This window comes from Rhodobacter sp. SGA-6-6 (assembly GCF_011043545.1).
Lineage (GTDB): Bacteria > Pseudomonadota > Alphaproteobacteria > Rhodobacterales > Rhodobacteraceae > Pseudogemmobacter.
Genome location: NZ_JAAKGP010000001.1, coordinates 334,356 through 348,237 on the forward strand (window position 1 = coordinate 334,356; position 13,882 = coordinate 348,237).

Consider the following 13,882-nt stretch of genomic DNA (forward strand, 5'->3'; position numbering starts at 1 on the left):
GGTCAGACGGCGGCCTTCCGCATCTCTTCCAGATAGATCTCGCGCAGCCGGGTCGCCACATGCCCCGGCTTGCCGGTGCCGAGCGCCGCGCCGTCCACCTGCACCACCGGCATCACGAAGGCCGAGGCCGAGGTGATGAAGGCCTCGTCCGCCTGTTTCGCCTCGTCGATGGTGAAGCTGCGCTCCTCCACCTCCATCTGCGCCTCGCGGGCGAAGCGCAGCACGGCGGCGCGGGTGATGCCGTGCAGGATGTCGTTCGACAGCGCCCGGGTGATGATGCGGTTGCCCTTGACGATATAGGCGTTGTTCGAGGTGCCCTCGGTGACGAAGCCGTCCTCGGTGAACCAGGCGTCGTCCACGCCCGCCTTCTTCGCCATCATCTTGCCCATCGAGGGATACAGCAGCTGCACCGTCTTGATGTCCCGCCGGCCCCATCGGATGTCGGGGACCGAGATCACCCGCCAGCCGGTCTTTGCCGCCGGATTGTCGGCAAGGCCCGCCTTGGCCTGGGTGAACAGCACCACGGTGGGCGGGGTATCCTCCGGCGGGAAGGCGAAATCGCGGTCGCCCGGATTGCCGCGGGTGACCTGCAGGTAGACCATCCCCTCGTCGATGCCGTTGCGGGCCACCAGCTGGCGGTGGACCTCCAGCCATTCCGCCTCGGTCAGCGGGTTGCGGATTTCCAGCTCGTCGAGGCTGCGTTGCAGCCGCTTCACATGCCCGGCGAAGTCGACCAGCTTGCCGCCCAGAACCGAGGTCACCTCGTAGACCCCGTCCGCCATCAGGAAGCCGCGGTCGAAGATCGAGACCTTGGCCTCGGTCTCGGGCAGGTAGTCGCCGTTCAGATAGACGGTGCGGGTCATGCGTTTATCCCCAAAGCGCGGGCGAAGCCGGGTGGATGTGGCGGTCGTCGTAGCGGACCGGATGCGCCCGGTCTTCGGCCATGTCGGCGGGGCCGTCAAGATCGGACCAGTCGGCGCCCTGCGCCACCAGGATCGCCGGGGCCATCGACAGGCTGGTGGAGATCATGCAGCCCACCATCACCTTCAGCCCCAGCCGCCGGGCCTCGTCCCGCGCCCGCAGCGCCTCGGTCAGCCCGCCGGTCTTGTCCAGCTTCAGGTTCACCACGTCATACTTGCCGATCAGCCCGGCCAGCGAGGCGGCGTCATGGGCGGATTCGTCGGCGCAGACCGGCAGCGGCCTTGCGATCTCGGCCAGCATCCCGTCGGCACCCTGCGGCAAGGGCTGCTCCACCATCTCCACCCCGAGCCGGATCAGGTGCGGGGCAAGGTCGGTATAGACCTCCGGCGTCCAGCCCTCGTTCGCGTCCACGATCAGGCGGACGGAAGGCGCACCTTGCCGCACCGCCTCGATCCGCGGCATGTCAGCGGGGGTGCCCAGCTTCACTTTCAGCACCGCCCGATGCGCATTGCGCGCCGCCGCCTCGCGCATCCTTTCGGGCGTGTCGAGCGACAGGGTGAAGGCGATCTCCACCGGCCGCGGCTCCGCCAGCCCGGCCAGTTGCCAGACCCGGCAGCCGCTGGCCTTGGCCTCCAGGTCCCACAGCGCGCAATCCACCGCATTGCGCGCCGCACCCGGCTTCATCGCCTGCTGCAATTCCGCCCGGCCGATCCCTTCCGGCAGCGCCGCGATGGCGGCCACCGCCTCCTCCACCGTCTCACCATAGCGCGGATAGGGCAGCCCCTCGCCCCAGCCGCGATGCCCGTCGCGGGCGACCGTGGCCGTCACCACCCGCGCCTCGGTCTTCGAGCCGCGGCTGATGGTGAAGGGATTGCGAAGCGGGAAGGTCTCGGCGCGGGCGGCGATCATCTTCGGCCTACCAGAGCGCGATCGACGGCACCGCCTGGATATGCTTCAGCCATTCCATCAGCTCGGCCAGCGGGATGAAGGCCAGGAACACCAGCGCATCGGCGAAGTTGCGCCGCAGCTGGCTGACCGAGAACACCACCTCCTCGTCGGTGCGGAACAGCCGCGGATCGGGCAGGATGCGCGGCACCCGGGCGGCATAGGCCTCATAGGCGCCGGGGAACATCTCGCGCAGCCGGGCCTCCTCGCGCGCCGCCGTCTGCGACAGGATCAGGAAGGTCAGGCCCCCCAGCAGCACCGTCAGCACCAGGCTGCCCAACATCAGCCCGAACCCCACCACCGCCAGCGTCGAGAAGAAATACAGCGGGTGGCGGCACATCGAATAGGGGCCGTCCTGCATCACCCGATGGTTCTTGCGGCCGCCGATGTAGAGGATGGCCCAGAACCGCCCCAGCACCCCGGCGATGACCGCGAAGATGCCGAAGGCCTCCAGAATCTCGAACAGCCACTCCGGCTCCATCCAGGCCGAGCGGGTGAACAGGATCAGCGGCAGGCACAGAAGGAAGGTGGCGCGCAGGATGGTGATGCGCAGCCGTTCCAGCGGATAACGGGCGATGCTCTCGGTCATGGCCGGGCCTTTCGGGGCTGTTGGACCGCCGTTCTGCGCCTTGCCCCTGCGGGCGTCAAGCGGCGGACGATTCACTTCCGGATCATGCTGCACGGCGGCATTGCATTTGCGAAAGCAATATTATACCGAAACCATCAATCCTGACGAAACATGATTTCACGGTGATCCATGAGCTTCCGCCTGCAACCCACCGCCCCCGCCCGCCCCAACCGCTGCCAGCTGTTCGGCCCCGGCTCTCGCCCGGCGCTGTTCGAGAAGATGGCGGCCAGTGCCGCGGATGTGATCAACCTCGACCTGGAGGATTCCGTCGCCCCGGCCGACAAGCCGCAGGCGCGGGCGAACATCATTCAGGCGATCGACAGCATCGACTGGGGCAAGAAGACCCTCTCGGTGCGGATCAACGGGCTGGACACGCCTTACTGGTATCAGGACGTGGTGCAGGTGCTGGAAAACGCCGGCGACCGGCTGGACCAGATCATGATCCCCAAGGTCGGCTGCGCGGCGGATGTCTATGCGGTGGACGCGCTGGTCACCGCCATCGAGCGCGCCAAGGGCCGCCGGAAGCCGATCAGCCTTGAGGTCATCATCGAGACCGCCGCCGGCATCGCCCATGTCGAGGAGATCGCCGCCTCCAGCCCCCGGCTGCAGGCGATGAGCCTGGGCGCGGCCGATTTCGCCGCCAGCATGGGGATGCAGACCACCGGCATCGGCGGCACGCAGGAGAACTACTACATGCACCGCGAGGGCCAGAAATACTGGTCCGACCCCTGGCATTGGGCGCAGGCCGCCATTGTTGCCGCCTGCCGCACCCATGGCGTGCTGCCGGTGGACGGCCCCTTCGGCGACTTCTCCGACGACGAGGGCTTCCGGGCGCAGGCCCGCCGCTCCGCCACCCTCGGCATGGTCGGCAAATGGGCGATCCACCCGAAGCAGGTGGCGCTGGCGAACGAGGTCTTCACCCCCTCCGAGGCCGCGGTGGCCGAGGCGCGCGAGATCCTCGCCGCGATGGAAGAGGCCAAGGCCGCCGGCCAGGGCGCGGCGGTCTACAAGGGCCGGCTGGTGGACATCGCCTCGATGCGGCAGGCGGAAGTGATCGTGCGGCAGGCCGAGATCATCGCCGGCGGCTGACAGGGAATCCTTGACAGGTTGCCCGCCCGGAGAGCAGCCTTGACGCTAGGGAAGCCCGCGAAACGGGCATTCCGCAGAGATCCCCGCGCCGCGATCAGGGGAGAGGAGGCCCCCGCGGCAGTCGGGCAGACGCGCAGCCCGTGGCCTCAGGCCGCGGGCTGTTGCAAGTTCAGTCGAGCGGCTTCGCCGCAAGGTCGCATCTCGCCTCTGCGCGCAAGCGCGCAACCGGCTCGGACGTGCGCGCCGCGCGGGGATATTTAAGTCCAGAAAGAGGACAAGGGCCCTCTCCTCTTTCTGGACTTAAAATATCCTCGGGGGGTCCGGGGGGCGAAGCGCCCCCGGCTCCGGCCTCAGCCGCCGTGCCCCAGGGCGGCCAGCAGCGCGCCATGCAGCGCCGGATTGGCCGCCACCACCCCGGTCGCCCGCGGCACCTCGGCGTTCAGCGCCAGCGCGCGGCCCTGCGGGTCGGTCACCGCGCAGCCCGCGCGCTCGGCGATCAGTGTGCCGGCGGCGATGTCCCATTCCCAGGCCGGGCGCAGGGTCAGCATGGCGTCGTGCCGCCCCTCGGCCGCCAGGCACAGCCGGTAGGCCAGCGATGACCGGAAGCTGCGTTTCAGCGCCGGCACCCCGCGCGGCCAGTGCTCGGGCGCCAGCGCGGCGCGGGTGGTCAGCACGTCGGCGCCCTCCAGCGCCGCGCGTGTGCCGCAGGCGATTTCCCTGCCGTTCCGCAGCGCCGGCCCCCCGGCGGAGGCGGTATAAAGCTGGCGCCTGGCGGGCAGGTAGACCACCCCCGCCACCGGCCGCCCGCCGGCCACCACCGCCAGCGACAGGGCGAAGTTCTCCTCGCCCTCCAGGAAGGCCCGCGTGCCGTCGATGGGATCGAGGATGAACAGCCGCTCCGCCGCCAGCCGCTCCGGCCCGTCGGGCGATTCCTCGGACAGCCAGCCGTAATCCGGCCGTGCCCCGCGCAGATGCGCCTCCAGCGCCGCGTTCACGGCCAGGTCGGCCTCGGACACCGGCCCGGCGCCTTCGCCCTTGTCCCAGGATTTCGGCGACTTGCGCCAATAGCGCAGCGCCACCTCGCCGGCCTCGCGCGCCGCCGCTTCCAGCAGCGAAAGGTCCTCAGCTTCCCGCAAGCGTCAGCCCCTCGACCAGCAGCGAGGGCACGCGGAGCGACAGATGTTCGCGCGCGTCGTTCGCCGGGATGATCCGCCGCAGCATGTCCTTCAGGTTGCCGGCGATGGTGCATTCATGCACCGGATGCACCGGCCGCCCGCCTTCCACCCACCAGCCCGAGGCGCCGCGGGAATAATCCCCCGTCGTCGGGTTGATGGTCGATCCGATCATCGAGGTGACCAGAAGCCCGGTCCCCATCGCCGCCAGCAGCTCCTCGCGGCTCTGCGTGCCTTGCGTCAGGTCCACGCAGCTGGTGGCGGGCGAGGGCGGCGCCGAGGGCCCGCGCGAGGCATTGCCGGTGGAAGCCAGCCCCAGCTTGCGCCCGGTGGCCAGGTCCAGCACCCAGGATTGCAGCACCCCGTCCTGCACCAGCGCCCGAGGCGCAGTCGCCAGCCCCTCGGCATCGAAGGGACGCGAGGCGCCGATGCGCGGCCGGTGCGGGTCCTCGACCAGCGACATCCCCGGCGGAAGCACCGGCTCGCCCATCAGCCCGGCCGCCCAGCTTGCGCCGCGGGCGATGGCGGTGCCGTTGATCGCCGACAGCAGGTGCCCGATCAGCGAGGCCGCCACCCTTTCGTCATAGAGCACCGGGAAATGTCCGGTCGGCGGCTTCACCGCGCCCAGCCGGGCCAGCGCCCGTTCCGCCGCCAGCGCGCCGATCCCGGCCGCCGCCGGCATGTCGGCGCCGTAGACCCGGCCCTCGCCGGCCCAGTCCCGCTCCATCGCCGTGCCCTCGCCGCAGAAGGCCACGGCGGAGAGCGACTGCGAACTGCGGGCATAGCCGCCGGCAAAACCATTGGTCGCCGCCAGGTGCATCCCGCGCCGCGACCAGCTGGCCGAGGTCTCGACCTGGGTGATCCCCTTCGCCGCCAGCGCCGCCGCCTCGGCCGCGCGCGCCTGCGCCTCCAGCGCGGCGGCGGCGGGTTCGGGCGAAGGGTCGCAGAGGTCCAGCGCATCGCCGTCCCGGATGGCGGTCAGCTGCGACGGGTCGGCCAGCCCGGCGGTCGGGTCCTCCGGCGCCTCGCGCGCCATCGCCACGGCGCGTTCGGCCAGCGCCGCGATGGTCGCCGCCGAGGTGTCGGAGGCCGAGACGCAGGCCTGCCGCCGGCCGATCAGCACCCGCAGGCCGATCTCGGTGCCTTCGGCGCGCTCGGCCTGTTCCAGCCGGCCCTGCCGCAGGTCCACCGTCAGCGACTGGCCGGTCACGGCCAGCGCATCGGCGGCCTCGGCCCCGGCCTTCTTCGCGGCGGCCAGAAGCGCCTCGGTCAGAGCGGAAAGGGATGCGGTCATGGCGGGCTCCTTTGGCCGGTCTGAGGTAGTCCCCCGCGCAGGCCGGCGCAAGGCCGGCGGCCATAGCGGTCGCCTGTCCTTCGACAAAACCGGATTCCACCTTTGTCGGACAGGCTCTAGCGGATCTTCTGGCCGTTCAGCAGGAACGATCCGCCGCGGAACTCCAGGTCGGTGGCCAGCTGGTCCAGCTGCCCGGGCACCGCGCGGCCCAGGAACAGCAGGCCGAAGCGCATCCCCGAGACCTCGTCCTCGGACATCAGCCCCAGCTTGGCCAGCCGGTCGATCAGCGCATTGGCCCCGGTGGTCAGGAAGGACAGCTTGCCCTCCGGCATCGGCACCTCCTCGACATAGCGGCTGCGGTCGGCGAAGTAGAAGACCAGGTCGCCGGTGCCGGCGATGCGCAGCCCGGCGCCTTCCACCAGCGCCTCGGTCAGGGTCAGCGTCAGGTCGGTGACGGGCAGGTCCTGCGGTCCGGGAGTCCAGCCGCCGGGCGCCAGCAGCCGCGGGTCCGGGGTATAGGTTCCGGTTGCGTCCAACACCAGCGACATCGGATCGCGCGGCAAGGTGCGGCCGGGGTCGGCGAGGTTCCACAGCTCGTCCGACACGGTGATCCCGGCGAAGCGGTAGAGCACATGCCAGCCCGGCGCGGCAACGCCCGCAGCCGGGAAATCCAGCCGCAGCGCCTCGCGCAGTTCCCCGGCGGTCAGGGCGAAGCGGTCCACCGGGATTTCGGGCGTGCGGCCCCGGAACGCCATCGCCACGGTGGAGGAGCCGATGTCATAGGCCAGCCCCTTGCGGTCCAGCGACAGCATCCCGTCGCCCGAGGCCGCGGTCAGGTCCAGCGCCACAGGCCCGTCCGGCGTCTGCGGCAGGTCCATCACCAGCGCCAGCGGCCCGTGGGCGACGGTCCCCTTCAGCCGCATCCCCCGGTCCAGCAGGTCCAGCAGCGAATGGAACGGCGGCTCGGGCCGGTCCTCCATCTTGTCCAGCACGTCCTGCCCGCCGGCGGGCAGGAAGGCGTCCAGATCGGCCTTCACCGCCGACAGGTCCAGCGCGATGCTGCCCTTCGCCCCCTCGGCCGGGATGTCCGCCCGCATCTCGAAATGCAGCGTGCCCAGGCTGGCCTGCCCCCTGGCGAAAGCCTCCGCCCGTTCCGGCAGGTTGCTCTTCCAGTCCAGCGCCAAGTCGGCCGCCGCCAGCGCCACGAACAGGTCCGGCGGGGCCGTCACCCCCAGCCCCTGCGCCAGCGGGTCGAGCGAGGCCGAGACCGAGCCCGCCCGCAGCGACACGTCCACCGCCTCGGGCCCGATGTCGCGGAAGGTGGCGGCCAGGTCGGGGGCCGCCACCTGCAGGGTCAGCTTCTCCGGCCCGCCCGCCTTGGGCGGCAGCTGCAGCACCAGCGGAAAGCGCGGCGGCAGTTCCAGCGCCACCGCGCCGCCCACCTGCCGCAGGGTGAAGTCCGGCAGCAGCAGGATCGGCCCGTCGTCCAGATCGACCTGGCCATGCGACAGCACCAGCGCATCGCCGCGGCGGCTGGCGGTGGCGGACAGCCCCTCCACCCCCTGCTGCATCAGCGCCCAGACCGCCTCTGGCGTGGTGTCGGCCAGCGCAGGCACGGGGGCCAGCGCGATCAGCGCCAGCGCGGCGGGGCGAAGCAGGGTCATGGGGCCGTCCTTTCCCTTGCGCCTACTGCATCTGCACGCCGTTGACGAAGAGGCTGCCGCCCGCCCGGAACTCGATCTCCGAGACCAGCTGGTCCGGCCCCGCGCCGGGCTTTGCCATCATCGCCAGCCCCATCCGCGCGCCCATCACGTCGTCCTCGGACACCACGCCGATCGCCACCAGCGCATCCATCAGCGCGTTGATCCCGTCCAGCGTGACGGTGACCTTGCCCTCCGGCGCCGGAAAGCCGCCGTAGGAGGCGAGGTCGGCGTTGTCGAAGGTCAGCGCGCCGGTCGCCGCCACCTGCGCCCCCGCCGCCTTGGCCAGCACCTGCGTCAGGTCCAGCGAGAACAGCTTCACCGGCAGCTCCGGCCCGTCCATCTGCACCGCCGGGTCGAGGATGTCGACCTGCCAGGCGCCGGTGCCCTTCACGTCCAGGATCGCCGTGACCGGATCGCGCTTCAGCGCGCCGCCCGGGTCGAACATGTTCCACAGGTCCTCGGTCATGGTCAGGTCGACCATCCTGAACAGGGCCGAGAAATCCGAGGGCTCGGTCGCCTTGGCCACCGGCATCGCCACGCCATAGGCGATCTCGGCGAAGGCGCCCTCCACCATCGGCATCGGGATGTCGAAGCCGGTGGCGTTGACGGTGCCGCCGGTCACGCCGAAGGCATAGTCCATCCGCTGCGCGTCCAACTTCACATGCGCGCTGCTGCCGGCCAGCGCCACCTCGACATGACCGGGCTTGCCGGCCTCGGTCGCATCCACCGACAGGGCGATGGGGCCGGTGCCGTAGCTGCCGTCGACCATGAAGCCCGCCGCCAGCGCCGCCGACATGTTCCCCGCCTGCATCAGCTCGGGCGAGACCATCACCGACTTGCCGCCGAACTTCGGCTCGGCCACGGTCAGGGTCACGTCGAAGGTGGTGTTCTGCTCCGGCTCGCTGCCCTTCACCGCCAGCGCCATGCTGGTGGCGGCGAAGGTGGAATCGTAGCTCTGCCCGCCGCCGGAGGGCGTGGCGGCATAGCTGCCGCTGAGGCCGGAAAGCGTCAGCCCGCCGGTCACGTCCACCGGCTTGCCCTCGGCATCGGTCACGTCCTTGGCCGTCAGCGTCAGCGCCTTGGCGGTGAAGTCGAACTTCGGCGCATCGACGGTGCCGGAGGCGACGACCTTCATCTCCTCCTGTCCCACCACCAGCGTGGCGGAGGACTTGTCGCTGCCCTCGGTGGCGGTCAGATTCACGTCATAGGCCGGCGGATAGGTGATCTCGACCGAGCCGTCGCCGAGGTCGCGGAAGCTGACCTCGGGGATGGTGGAGGCGATCACCGGGCCGTCGGGCACGGTCATCCCCACCGAGATACCGCTGACCACCAGCGTGTCGCCGTTGCGCGCCGTGCCGGTGGCGCTGATCGTCTGGCCCGCCGCGGCGGACATCGCCTGCCAGCCCTCCCAGGCCTCTTCGGGCGTCAGGGACAGCGCGGATTGCGCGGACAGGGCCAAGGCAAGCGCCGTGGCGCCGGAAAGGCGGGAATACATGATCGAACCCCAGGTTTTTTCAATGCCGCCGCCATGGTGTCGCCCGCGGGCCGCGGGCGCAAGAGGAAAGGCGCCGCAGGGATGGCAGGCATTCCTGACGTGGGCTCTTCCTCGCCTGACCCGGGCGGGAACAGGCGAGGCACTGCCTCGCCCCGCCCGTGCGTGACATGTCAACCGGAGGCGGTGGCAGCCCTGAACCCCGAGAGGCCAGCGCCCGACCCGGCGGGCGAGAAGCGCCCGCCGAGGGGCGGGCGGGCGCTGGCCGGGTGCTTGGGGCACCCGGCCGGACAAGGGGATGTTCCGCCGTGGCGAAGGCACACGCCTTCGCCAATGCACCGGCGCAAAGGCGGGGTGAACCCCGCCCTACACCGGCCCCACCCGCCGGACCGGCCGGAATGATCCTCGTAGGGCGGGGTTCACCCCGCCGATCCGCCCTCTCCGGGTAGGGCGGGGTCTCCCCGCCGGTCCGCCCTCCCCGATTGCGCGCCTTCCCGTTCCCTCCTAAGAAACCGCCAGCAAAGGAGCCGCGCCATGATCCAGATCCAGGACGAAACCGACGGCCTCCTGCGGGTGCTCCGCCTGAACCGGCCGGACAAGGCCAATGCCTTGACCGCCGACATGCTGGAAGCCCTCGCCCTCGCCGTCGAGGGCGCCGGAAAGGCCAGGGCGCTGATCCTCACCGGCGAGGGCCGGGTGTTCTCGGCCGGGGCCGATCTGGAGGCCGCCGCTGCGGGCCTTGCCACCTCGCCGCTGTGGGAGCGGCTCTCCGCCGCCATCGCCGCATTCCCCGGCCTGACCGTGGCCGCGCTGAACGGCACCCTGGCCGGCGGCGCCTGCGGCATGGCGCTGGCCTGCGACCTGCGCCTCGCGGTGCCGGGGGCCAAGGTGTTCTACCCGGTGATGCGGCTCGGCTACCTGCCGCAGCCCTCGGACCCCGCCCGCCTTGCCGCGCTGGTCGGCCCGGCGCGGGCGAAGCTGATCCTGATGGCCGGCGCAAGGGTGGAAGCCGAGGAGGCCCTGTCCTGGGGCCTGATCGACCGCATCGTTCCGGCCGAGAGCCTGCTGGACAGCGCCCGCAGCCTTTGCGCCGATGTGCTGGCGGCCGGCCCCGGCCACGCCGCCGCGATCAAGCGGATGGTCTGAGGCGGCTACCCCAGGGCCTGCCAGATCAGCCGCAGCGCCATCGCGGTCGAGGTCGCCACCAGCAGCGGCCGGATCACCCGCGCGCCCACCCGCATCGCCAGCCTTGCGCCGAGCGCCGCCCCCAGCACCTGCCCGAGGGCCATCGCCAGCCCGGTCATCCACCACATGACCCCCGAGAAGGCGAAGACCAGCAGCGAGCCGAGGTTGGAGGCGAAGTTCAGCAGCTTGGTATGCGCCGTCGCCTTCAGCACCCCGAAGCCGGCCAGCGCCACGAAGGCGATCATGAAGAAACTGCCGGTCCCCGGCCCGAACAGCCCGTCATAGGCGGCGATCAGCGGCACCGCGGTGAAGGCGAAGACGCCGGGCCGCATCCGCTCCACCCGGTCGGCATCGCTCAGGCCCTTGCGGAAGGCGAAGAAGGCGGCGACGCCGATCAGGACCGCCGGCATCACCAGCCGCAGCACCTCGGCCGGGATCAGATGCGCCAGCAGCGCGCCGCCGGCCCCGCCGAGGCCGGAAATCGCCGCCATCCCGGCCTGGTCGCGCAGCCGCACATGCCCGGCCCTGGCATAGGCCAGCGAAGCGGTGGCCGAGCCGAAGGTGCCTTGCAGCTTGTTGGTCGCCAGCGCCTCGACCGGGCTGGCCCCGGCCAGCAGCAGCGCCGGCACCGTGATCAGCCCGCCGCCGCCGGCGATGGCATCCACGAAGCCCGCGACGACCGCCGCAAGCACCAGCAGAACCGCAAGATCGGTGGCAATCTCGAACATCCCCGGCTTGTGGCCTGTCCCGGGACGGGCGGCAAGCCCCCGCGCGAAGGCTACAGGTCGAACCGGCGCGAGACGCGGCCGACCTTGCGCCCGTCCTCCAGCGCCCAGTCGGGGTCCCGGGCGTAGTCGGTGAAACCGATGCGGCCGTAATAGGCCAGACCCGGCACGTTGTCGGCCCGGATGGTGGCGTTCAGCGTCGCCAGCCCTTTCGCCCGCACCGCCGCGCAGGTGGCGGCGAACAGCGCCGCGCCGGTCCCCTTGGCCTGCACCCCCGGCGCGACGAAGGTGCCGATGTCGCCCCAGCCCCGGGGCAGTCCCGGCCAGACCCCGACCGCCTGGAAGCCGATCACCTGCCCGTCCTCTTCCGCCACCACGCAGGTCAGCGCCTCCGGCCCGTCGATGTAGTCGGCACGCACCTGCGCCTCGGTCTTCGGGTGCTGGTGCGCGGTGGTGCCGCCGAGGACGATGATGGCATTCAGGAGCGCGGCCATGGCCCCGGCATCCTCCGGCGCGGCATTGCGAACGATCATTCCGAAAACTCCTCTCGGCCATAGCCTTGCAGGTAAAGCAGCGCGGTCAGGTCGCCGTGGTTCACCCGCACGCTGCATTCGGCCTGCACCTTCGGCTTGGCGTGCAGCGCCACCCCCGTCCCGGCGGCCAGCAGCATCGGCAGGTCGTTGGCGCCGTCGCCCACGGCAATGGCATCGGCCGGGGAAATCCCCAGCCGGGCGCAAATCTCCTGCAACGCCAGCAACTTGGCCTCCTTGCCGAGGATCGGCTCCGCCACGGTCCCGACCAGCACCCCGCCTTCGGCCAGCAGCAGGTTGGCCCGGTTCTCGTGGAACCCCAGCCGCTCGGCAATCGCCGCGGTGAAGGCAGTGAACCCGCCCGAGACCAGCGCGGTATGCCCGCCGTTCGCCCGCATCGTCGCCAGCAGCGCCGGCCCCCCGGGCATCAGCGTGATCCGGTCGCGCAGCACCCGGGCGATCACCTCTTCGGGCAGGCCCTTCAACAGGCCCACCCGCTCGCGCAGCGCGGCCTCGAAGTCCAGCTCGCCGTTCATCGCCCGCGCGGTGATCCCGGCGACATGGGCGCCGACCCCGGCCTCCTCGGCCAATTCGTCGATGCATTCCTGCCGGATCATCGTCGAATCCATGTCGGCGATCAGCAGCCGTTTCCGGCGGCCCTCGCTCGGCTGGATCGCAAGGTCCACCCGCAGCGGTTGCAGGCTTTCCCAGACCTCCCATTGATTGGCCGGCATCGCCTCCACCGCGAACTCCGCCGCCACGCCCGGGTCCAGCCAGCGCGCCTCGCCGCCGCCCCAGGCGTTGCGGAGGGACTCGACCAAAGCGCGGTCCAGCACCGGGGTCTCGGGATCGGTCAGCAGGGTGACGGTGAACATGGGCCTGTCGCTTTTGCTCGATGATGCGGCGCATTACCGCGATTTTCCCGCTTGTGCCAGAGCCGCGCTGCCGCTATTCCCCGCGGCGGGACACCCTTCCCCAACGAAGGGCTTTTAGCTGGAAGGCTACCATGACCGACTTGAAGACCCCGGCCGCGCTGCCGGCAAACCCGCGTTTCTCCTCGGGCCCCTGCGCAAAGATCCCCGATTATTCCCTGGACTTGCTGGCGGGCGCCCCCCTGGGCCGCAGCCACCGCGCCGCCGTGGGCAAGGCGAAGCTGAAGGAAGCCATCGACCTGACGCGCGAAATCCTCGGCGTTCCGAACGGCTATCGCATCGGCATCGTCCCCGCCTCGGACACCGGCGCCGTCGAAATGGCGCTGTGGAGCCTGCTGGGCGCCCGGCCGGTCGAGATGCTGGCCTGGGAAAGCTTCGGCGAGGGCTGGGTCACCGATGTGGTCAAGCAGCTGAAGCTGGATGCCACGGTGCGGCGCGCGCCCTATGGGCAGATCGTCGACCTGACCACCGTCGATTTCGACCGCGATGTGGTCTTCACCTGGAACGGCACCACCTCGGGCTGCCGGGTCCCGAACGGCGATGCCATCCCGGCGGACCGGCTGGGCCTGACGATCTGCGACGCCACCAGCGCCGCCTTCGCCATGGACCTGCCCTGGGACAAGCTGGACGTCGTAACCTTCTCCTGGCAGAAGGTCCTCGGCGGCGAGGGCGCGCATGGGATGCTGATCCTGTCCCCCCGCGCGGTGGAGCGGCTGGAGACCTACACCCCCGCCTGGCCGCTGCCGAAGATCTTCCGGCTGACCGCCAAGGGCAAGCTGAACGAAGGCATCTTCGCCGGCGAGACCATCAACACCCCCTCGATGCTGGCGAACGAGGATTACCTCGTGGCGCTGAAATGGGCGAAGTCGGTCGGCGGCCTCAGGGGCTTGATCGCCCGGGCCGAGGCGAATGCGAAGACGGTCTGGGACTTCTGCGCCAGCCGCGACTGGATCGCCAATCTGGCCGAGACGCCGGAGATCGCCTCCACCACCAGCGTCTGCCTGAAGTTCACCGACCCGCGGATCGTGGACGGCGCAGCCTTCGCCAAGGCGGTGGCGAAACGGATCGAGACGGCGGGGGCGGGCTACGACCTCGGCGCCTACCGCGACGCGCCCCCGGGCCTGCGGATCTGGTGCGGATCGACGGTGGAAACCGCCGATGTGGCCGCGCTGCTGCCCTGGATCGAATGGGCCTACCGCGCCGAGATTGCGGCGCTGGCCGAGGCCGCTTGAGCCAACCCCGCCCCGGATCTGATCCGGGGCCTCC

At 70.9% G+C, this 13,882-nt stretch carries 13 protein-coding genes; 3 read left to right on the plus strand and 10 right to left on the minus strand.

The genetic code is table 11. The features are described from left to right. Positions 1-2: 2 nt before the first annotated feature. From G5B31_RS01615 to G5B31_RS01625, 3 genes are read right to left on the minus strand one after another with little or no spacing between them, the layout of a single operon-like run. The gene (locus G5B31_RS01615) at positions 3-863 is read right to left on the minus strand and encodes a D-amino-acid transaminase (protein WP_165013128.1); all 861 of its coding nucleotides are present in this window, start codon (positions 861-863) and stop codon (positions 3-5) included. Positions 864-867: 4 nt separating this feature from the next. After that, on the minus strand, positions 868-1,830 hold the full coding sequence (gene dgcA, locus G5B31_RS01620) for an N-acetyl-D-Glu racemase DgcA (protein WP_165013130.1): 963 nt from the start codon (positions 1,828-1,830) through the stop codon (positions 868-870). 7 nt (positions 1,831-1,837) lie between these two features. Then, entirely contained in the window at positions 1,838-2,455 is a 618-nt protein-coding gene (locus tag G5B31_RS01625) for an isoprenylcysteine carboxylmethyltransferase family protein (RefSeq protein ID WP_165013132.1), read from the minus strand. Positions 2,456-2,623: 168 nt separating this feature from the next. On the opposite strand from G5B31_RS01625, the gene G5B31_RS01630 reads away from it, so the two are divergent. Continuing rightward, positions 2,624-3,583, plus strand: a complete 960-nt coding sequence (locus tag G5B31_RS01630; RefSeq protein WP_165013134.1) for an L-malyl-CoA/beta-methylmalyl-CoA lyase — start codon at positions 2,624-2,626, stop codon at positions 3,581-3,583. Between the two features lie 350 nt (positions 3,584-3,933). On the opposite strand, the gene G5B31_RS01635 is transcribed toward G5B31_RS01630, so the two are convergent. The 4 genes from G5B31_RS01635 to G5B31_RS01650 all read right to left on the minus strand — a co-directional run bounded on the left by G5B31_RS01635 (position 3,934) and on the right by G5B31_RS01650 (position 9,247). After that, on the minus strand, positions 3,934-4,719 hold the full coding sequence (locus G5B31_RS01635; RefSeq protein ID WP_165013136.1) for a 3'(2'),5'-bisphosphate nucleotidase CysQ: 786 nt from the start codon (positions 4,717-4,719) through the stop codon (positions 3,934-3,936). After that, on the minus strand, positions 4,706-6,049 hold the full coding sequence (locus tag G5B31_RS01640; RefSeq protein ID WP_165013138.1) for a TldD/PmbA family protein: 1,344 nt from the start codon (positions 6,047-6,049) through the stop codon (positions 4,706-4,708). Before G5B31_RS01640 ends, G5B31_RS01635 begins: the two co-directional genes overlap by 14 nt. A gap of 116 nt (positions 6,050-6,165) precedes the next feature. Beyond that, the gene (locus tag G5B31_RS01645; RefSeq protein ID WP_165013140.1) at positions 6,166-7,713 is read right to left on the minus strand and encodes a DUF2125 domain-containing protein; all 1,548 of its coding nucleotides are present in this window, start codon (positions 7,711-7,713) and stop codon (positions 6,166-6,168) included. 22 nt (positions 7,714-7,735) lie between these two features. Beyond that, positions 7,736-9,247, minus strand: coding sequence for a DUF2125 domain-containing protein (locus G5B31_RS01650; RefSeq protein WP_165013142.1), 1,512 nt, complete (start codon positions 9,245-9,247; stop codon positions 7,736-7,738). 531 nt (positions 9,248-9,778) lie between these two features. Between G5B31_RS01650 and G5B31_RS01655 the strand changes: the two genes are divergently transcribed. Then, positions 9,779-10,390: an enoyl-CoA hydratase/isomerase family protein gene (locus tag G5B31_RS01655; protein WP_165013143.1), complete on the plus strand. Its 612-nt coding sequence runs from the start codon at positions 9,779-9,781 to the stop codon at positions 10,388-10,390. Positions 10,391-10,395: 5 nt separating this feature from the next. On the opposite strand, the gene G5B31_RS01660 is transcribed toward G5B31_RS01655, so the two are convergent. From G5B31_RS01660 to serB, 3 genes are read right to left on the minus strand one after another with little or no spacing between them, the layout of a single operon-like run. After that, a complete protein-coding gene (locus G5B31_RS01660; RefSeq protein WP_165013145.1) occupies positions 10,396-11,157 on the minus strand; it encodes a TSUP family transporter in 762 nt (253 codons plus the stop codon). A 50-nt stretch (positions 11,158-11,207) separates the two neighbouring features. After that, on the minus strand, positions 11,208-11,687 hold the full coding sequence (locus G5B31_RS01665; protein WP_165013147.1) for a GNAT family N-acetyltransferase: 480 nt from the start codon (positions 11,685-11,687) through the stop codon (positions 11,208-11,210). After that, positions 11,684-12,559 carry a phosphoserine phosphatase SerB gene (gene serB / locus G5B31_RS01670; protein WP_165013149.1) on the minus strand — a complete coding sequence of 292 codons (876 nt, stop codon included), beginning with the start codon at positions 12,557-12,559 and terminating at the stop codon, positions 11,684-11,686. The genes G5B31_RS01665 and serB overlap by 4 nt, the downstream gene beginning before the upstream one ends. 131 nt (positions 12,560-12,690) lie before the next feature. Here serB and G5B31_RS01675 point away from each other — a divergent pair, with 131 nt between their 5' ends. Beyond that, positions 12,691-13,848 carry a phosphoserine transaminase gene (locus tag G5B31_RS01675; RefSeq protein ID WP_165013151.1) on the plus strand — a complete coding sequence of 386 codons (1,158 nt, stop codon included), beginning with the start codon at positions 12,691-12,693 and terminating at the stop codon, positions 13,846-13,848. Positions 13,849-13,882 lie beyond the last annotated feature (34 nt).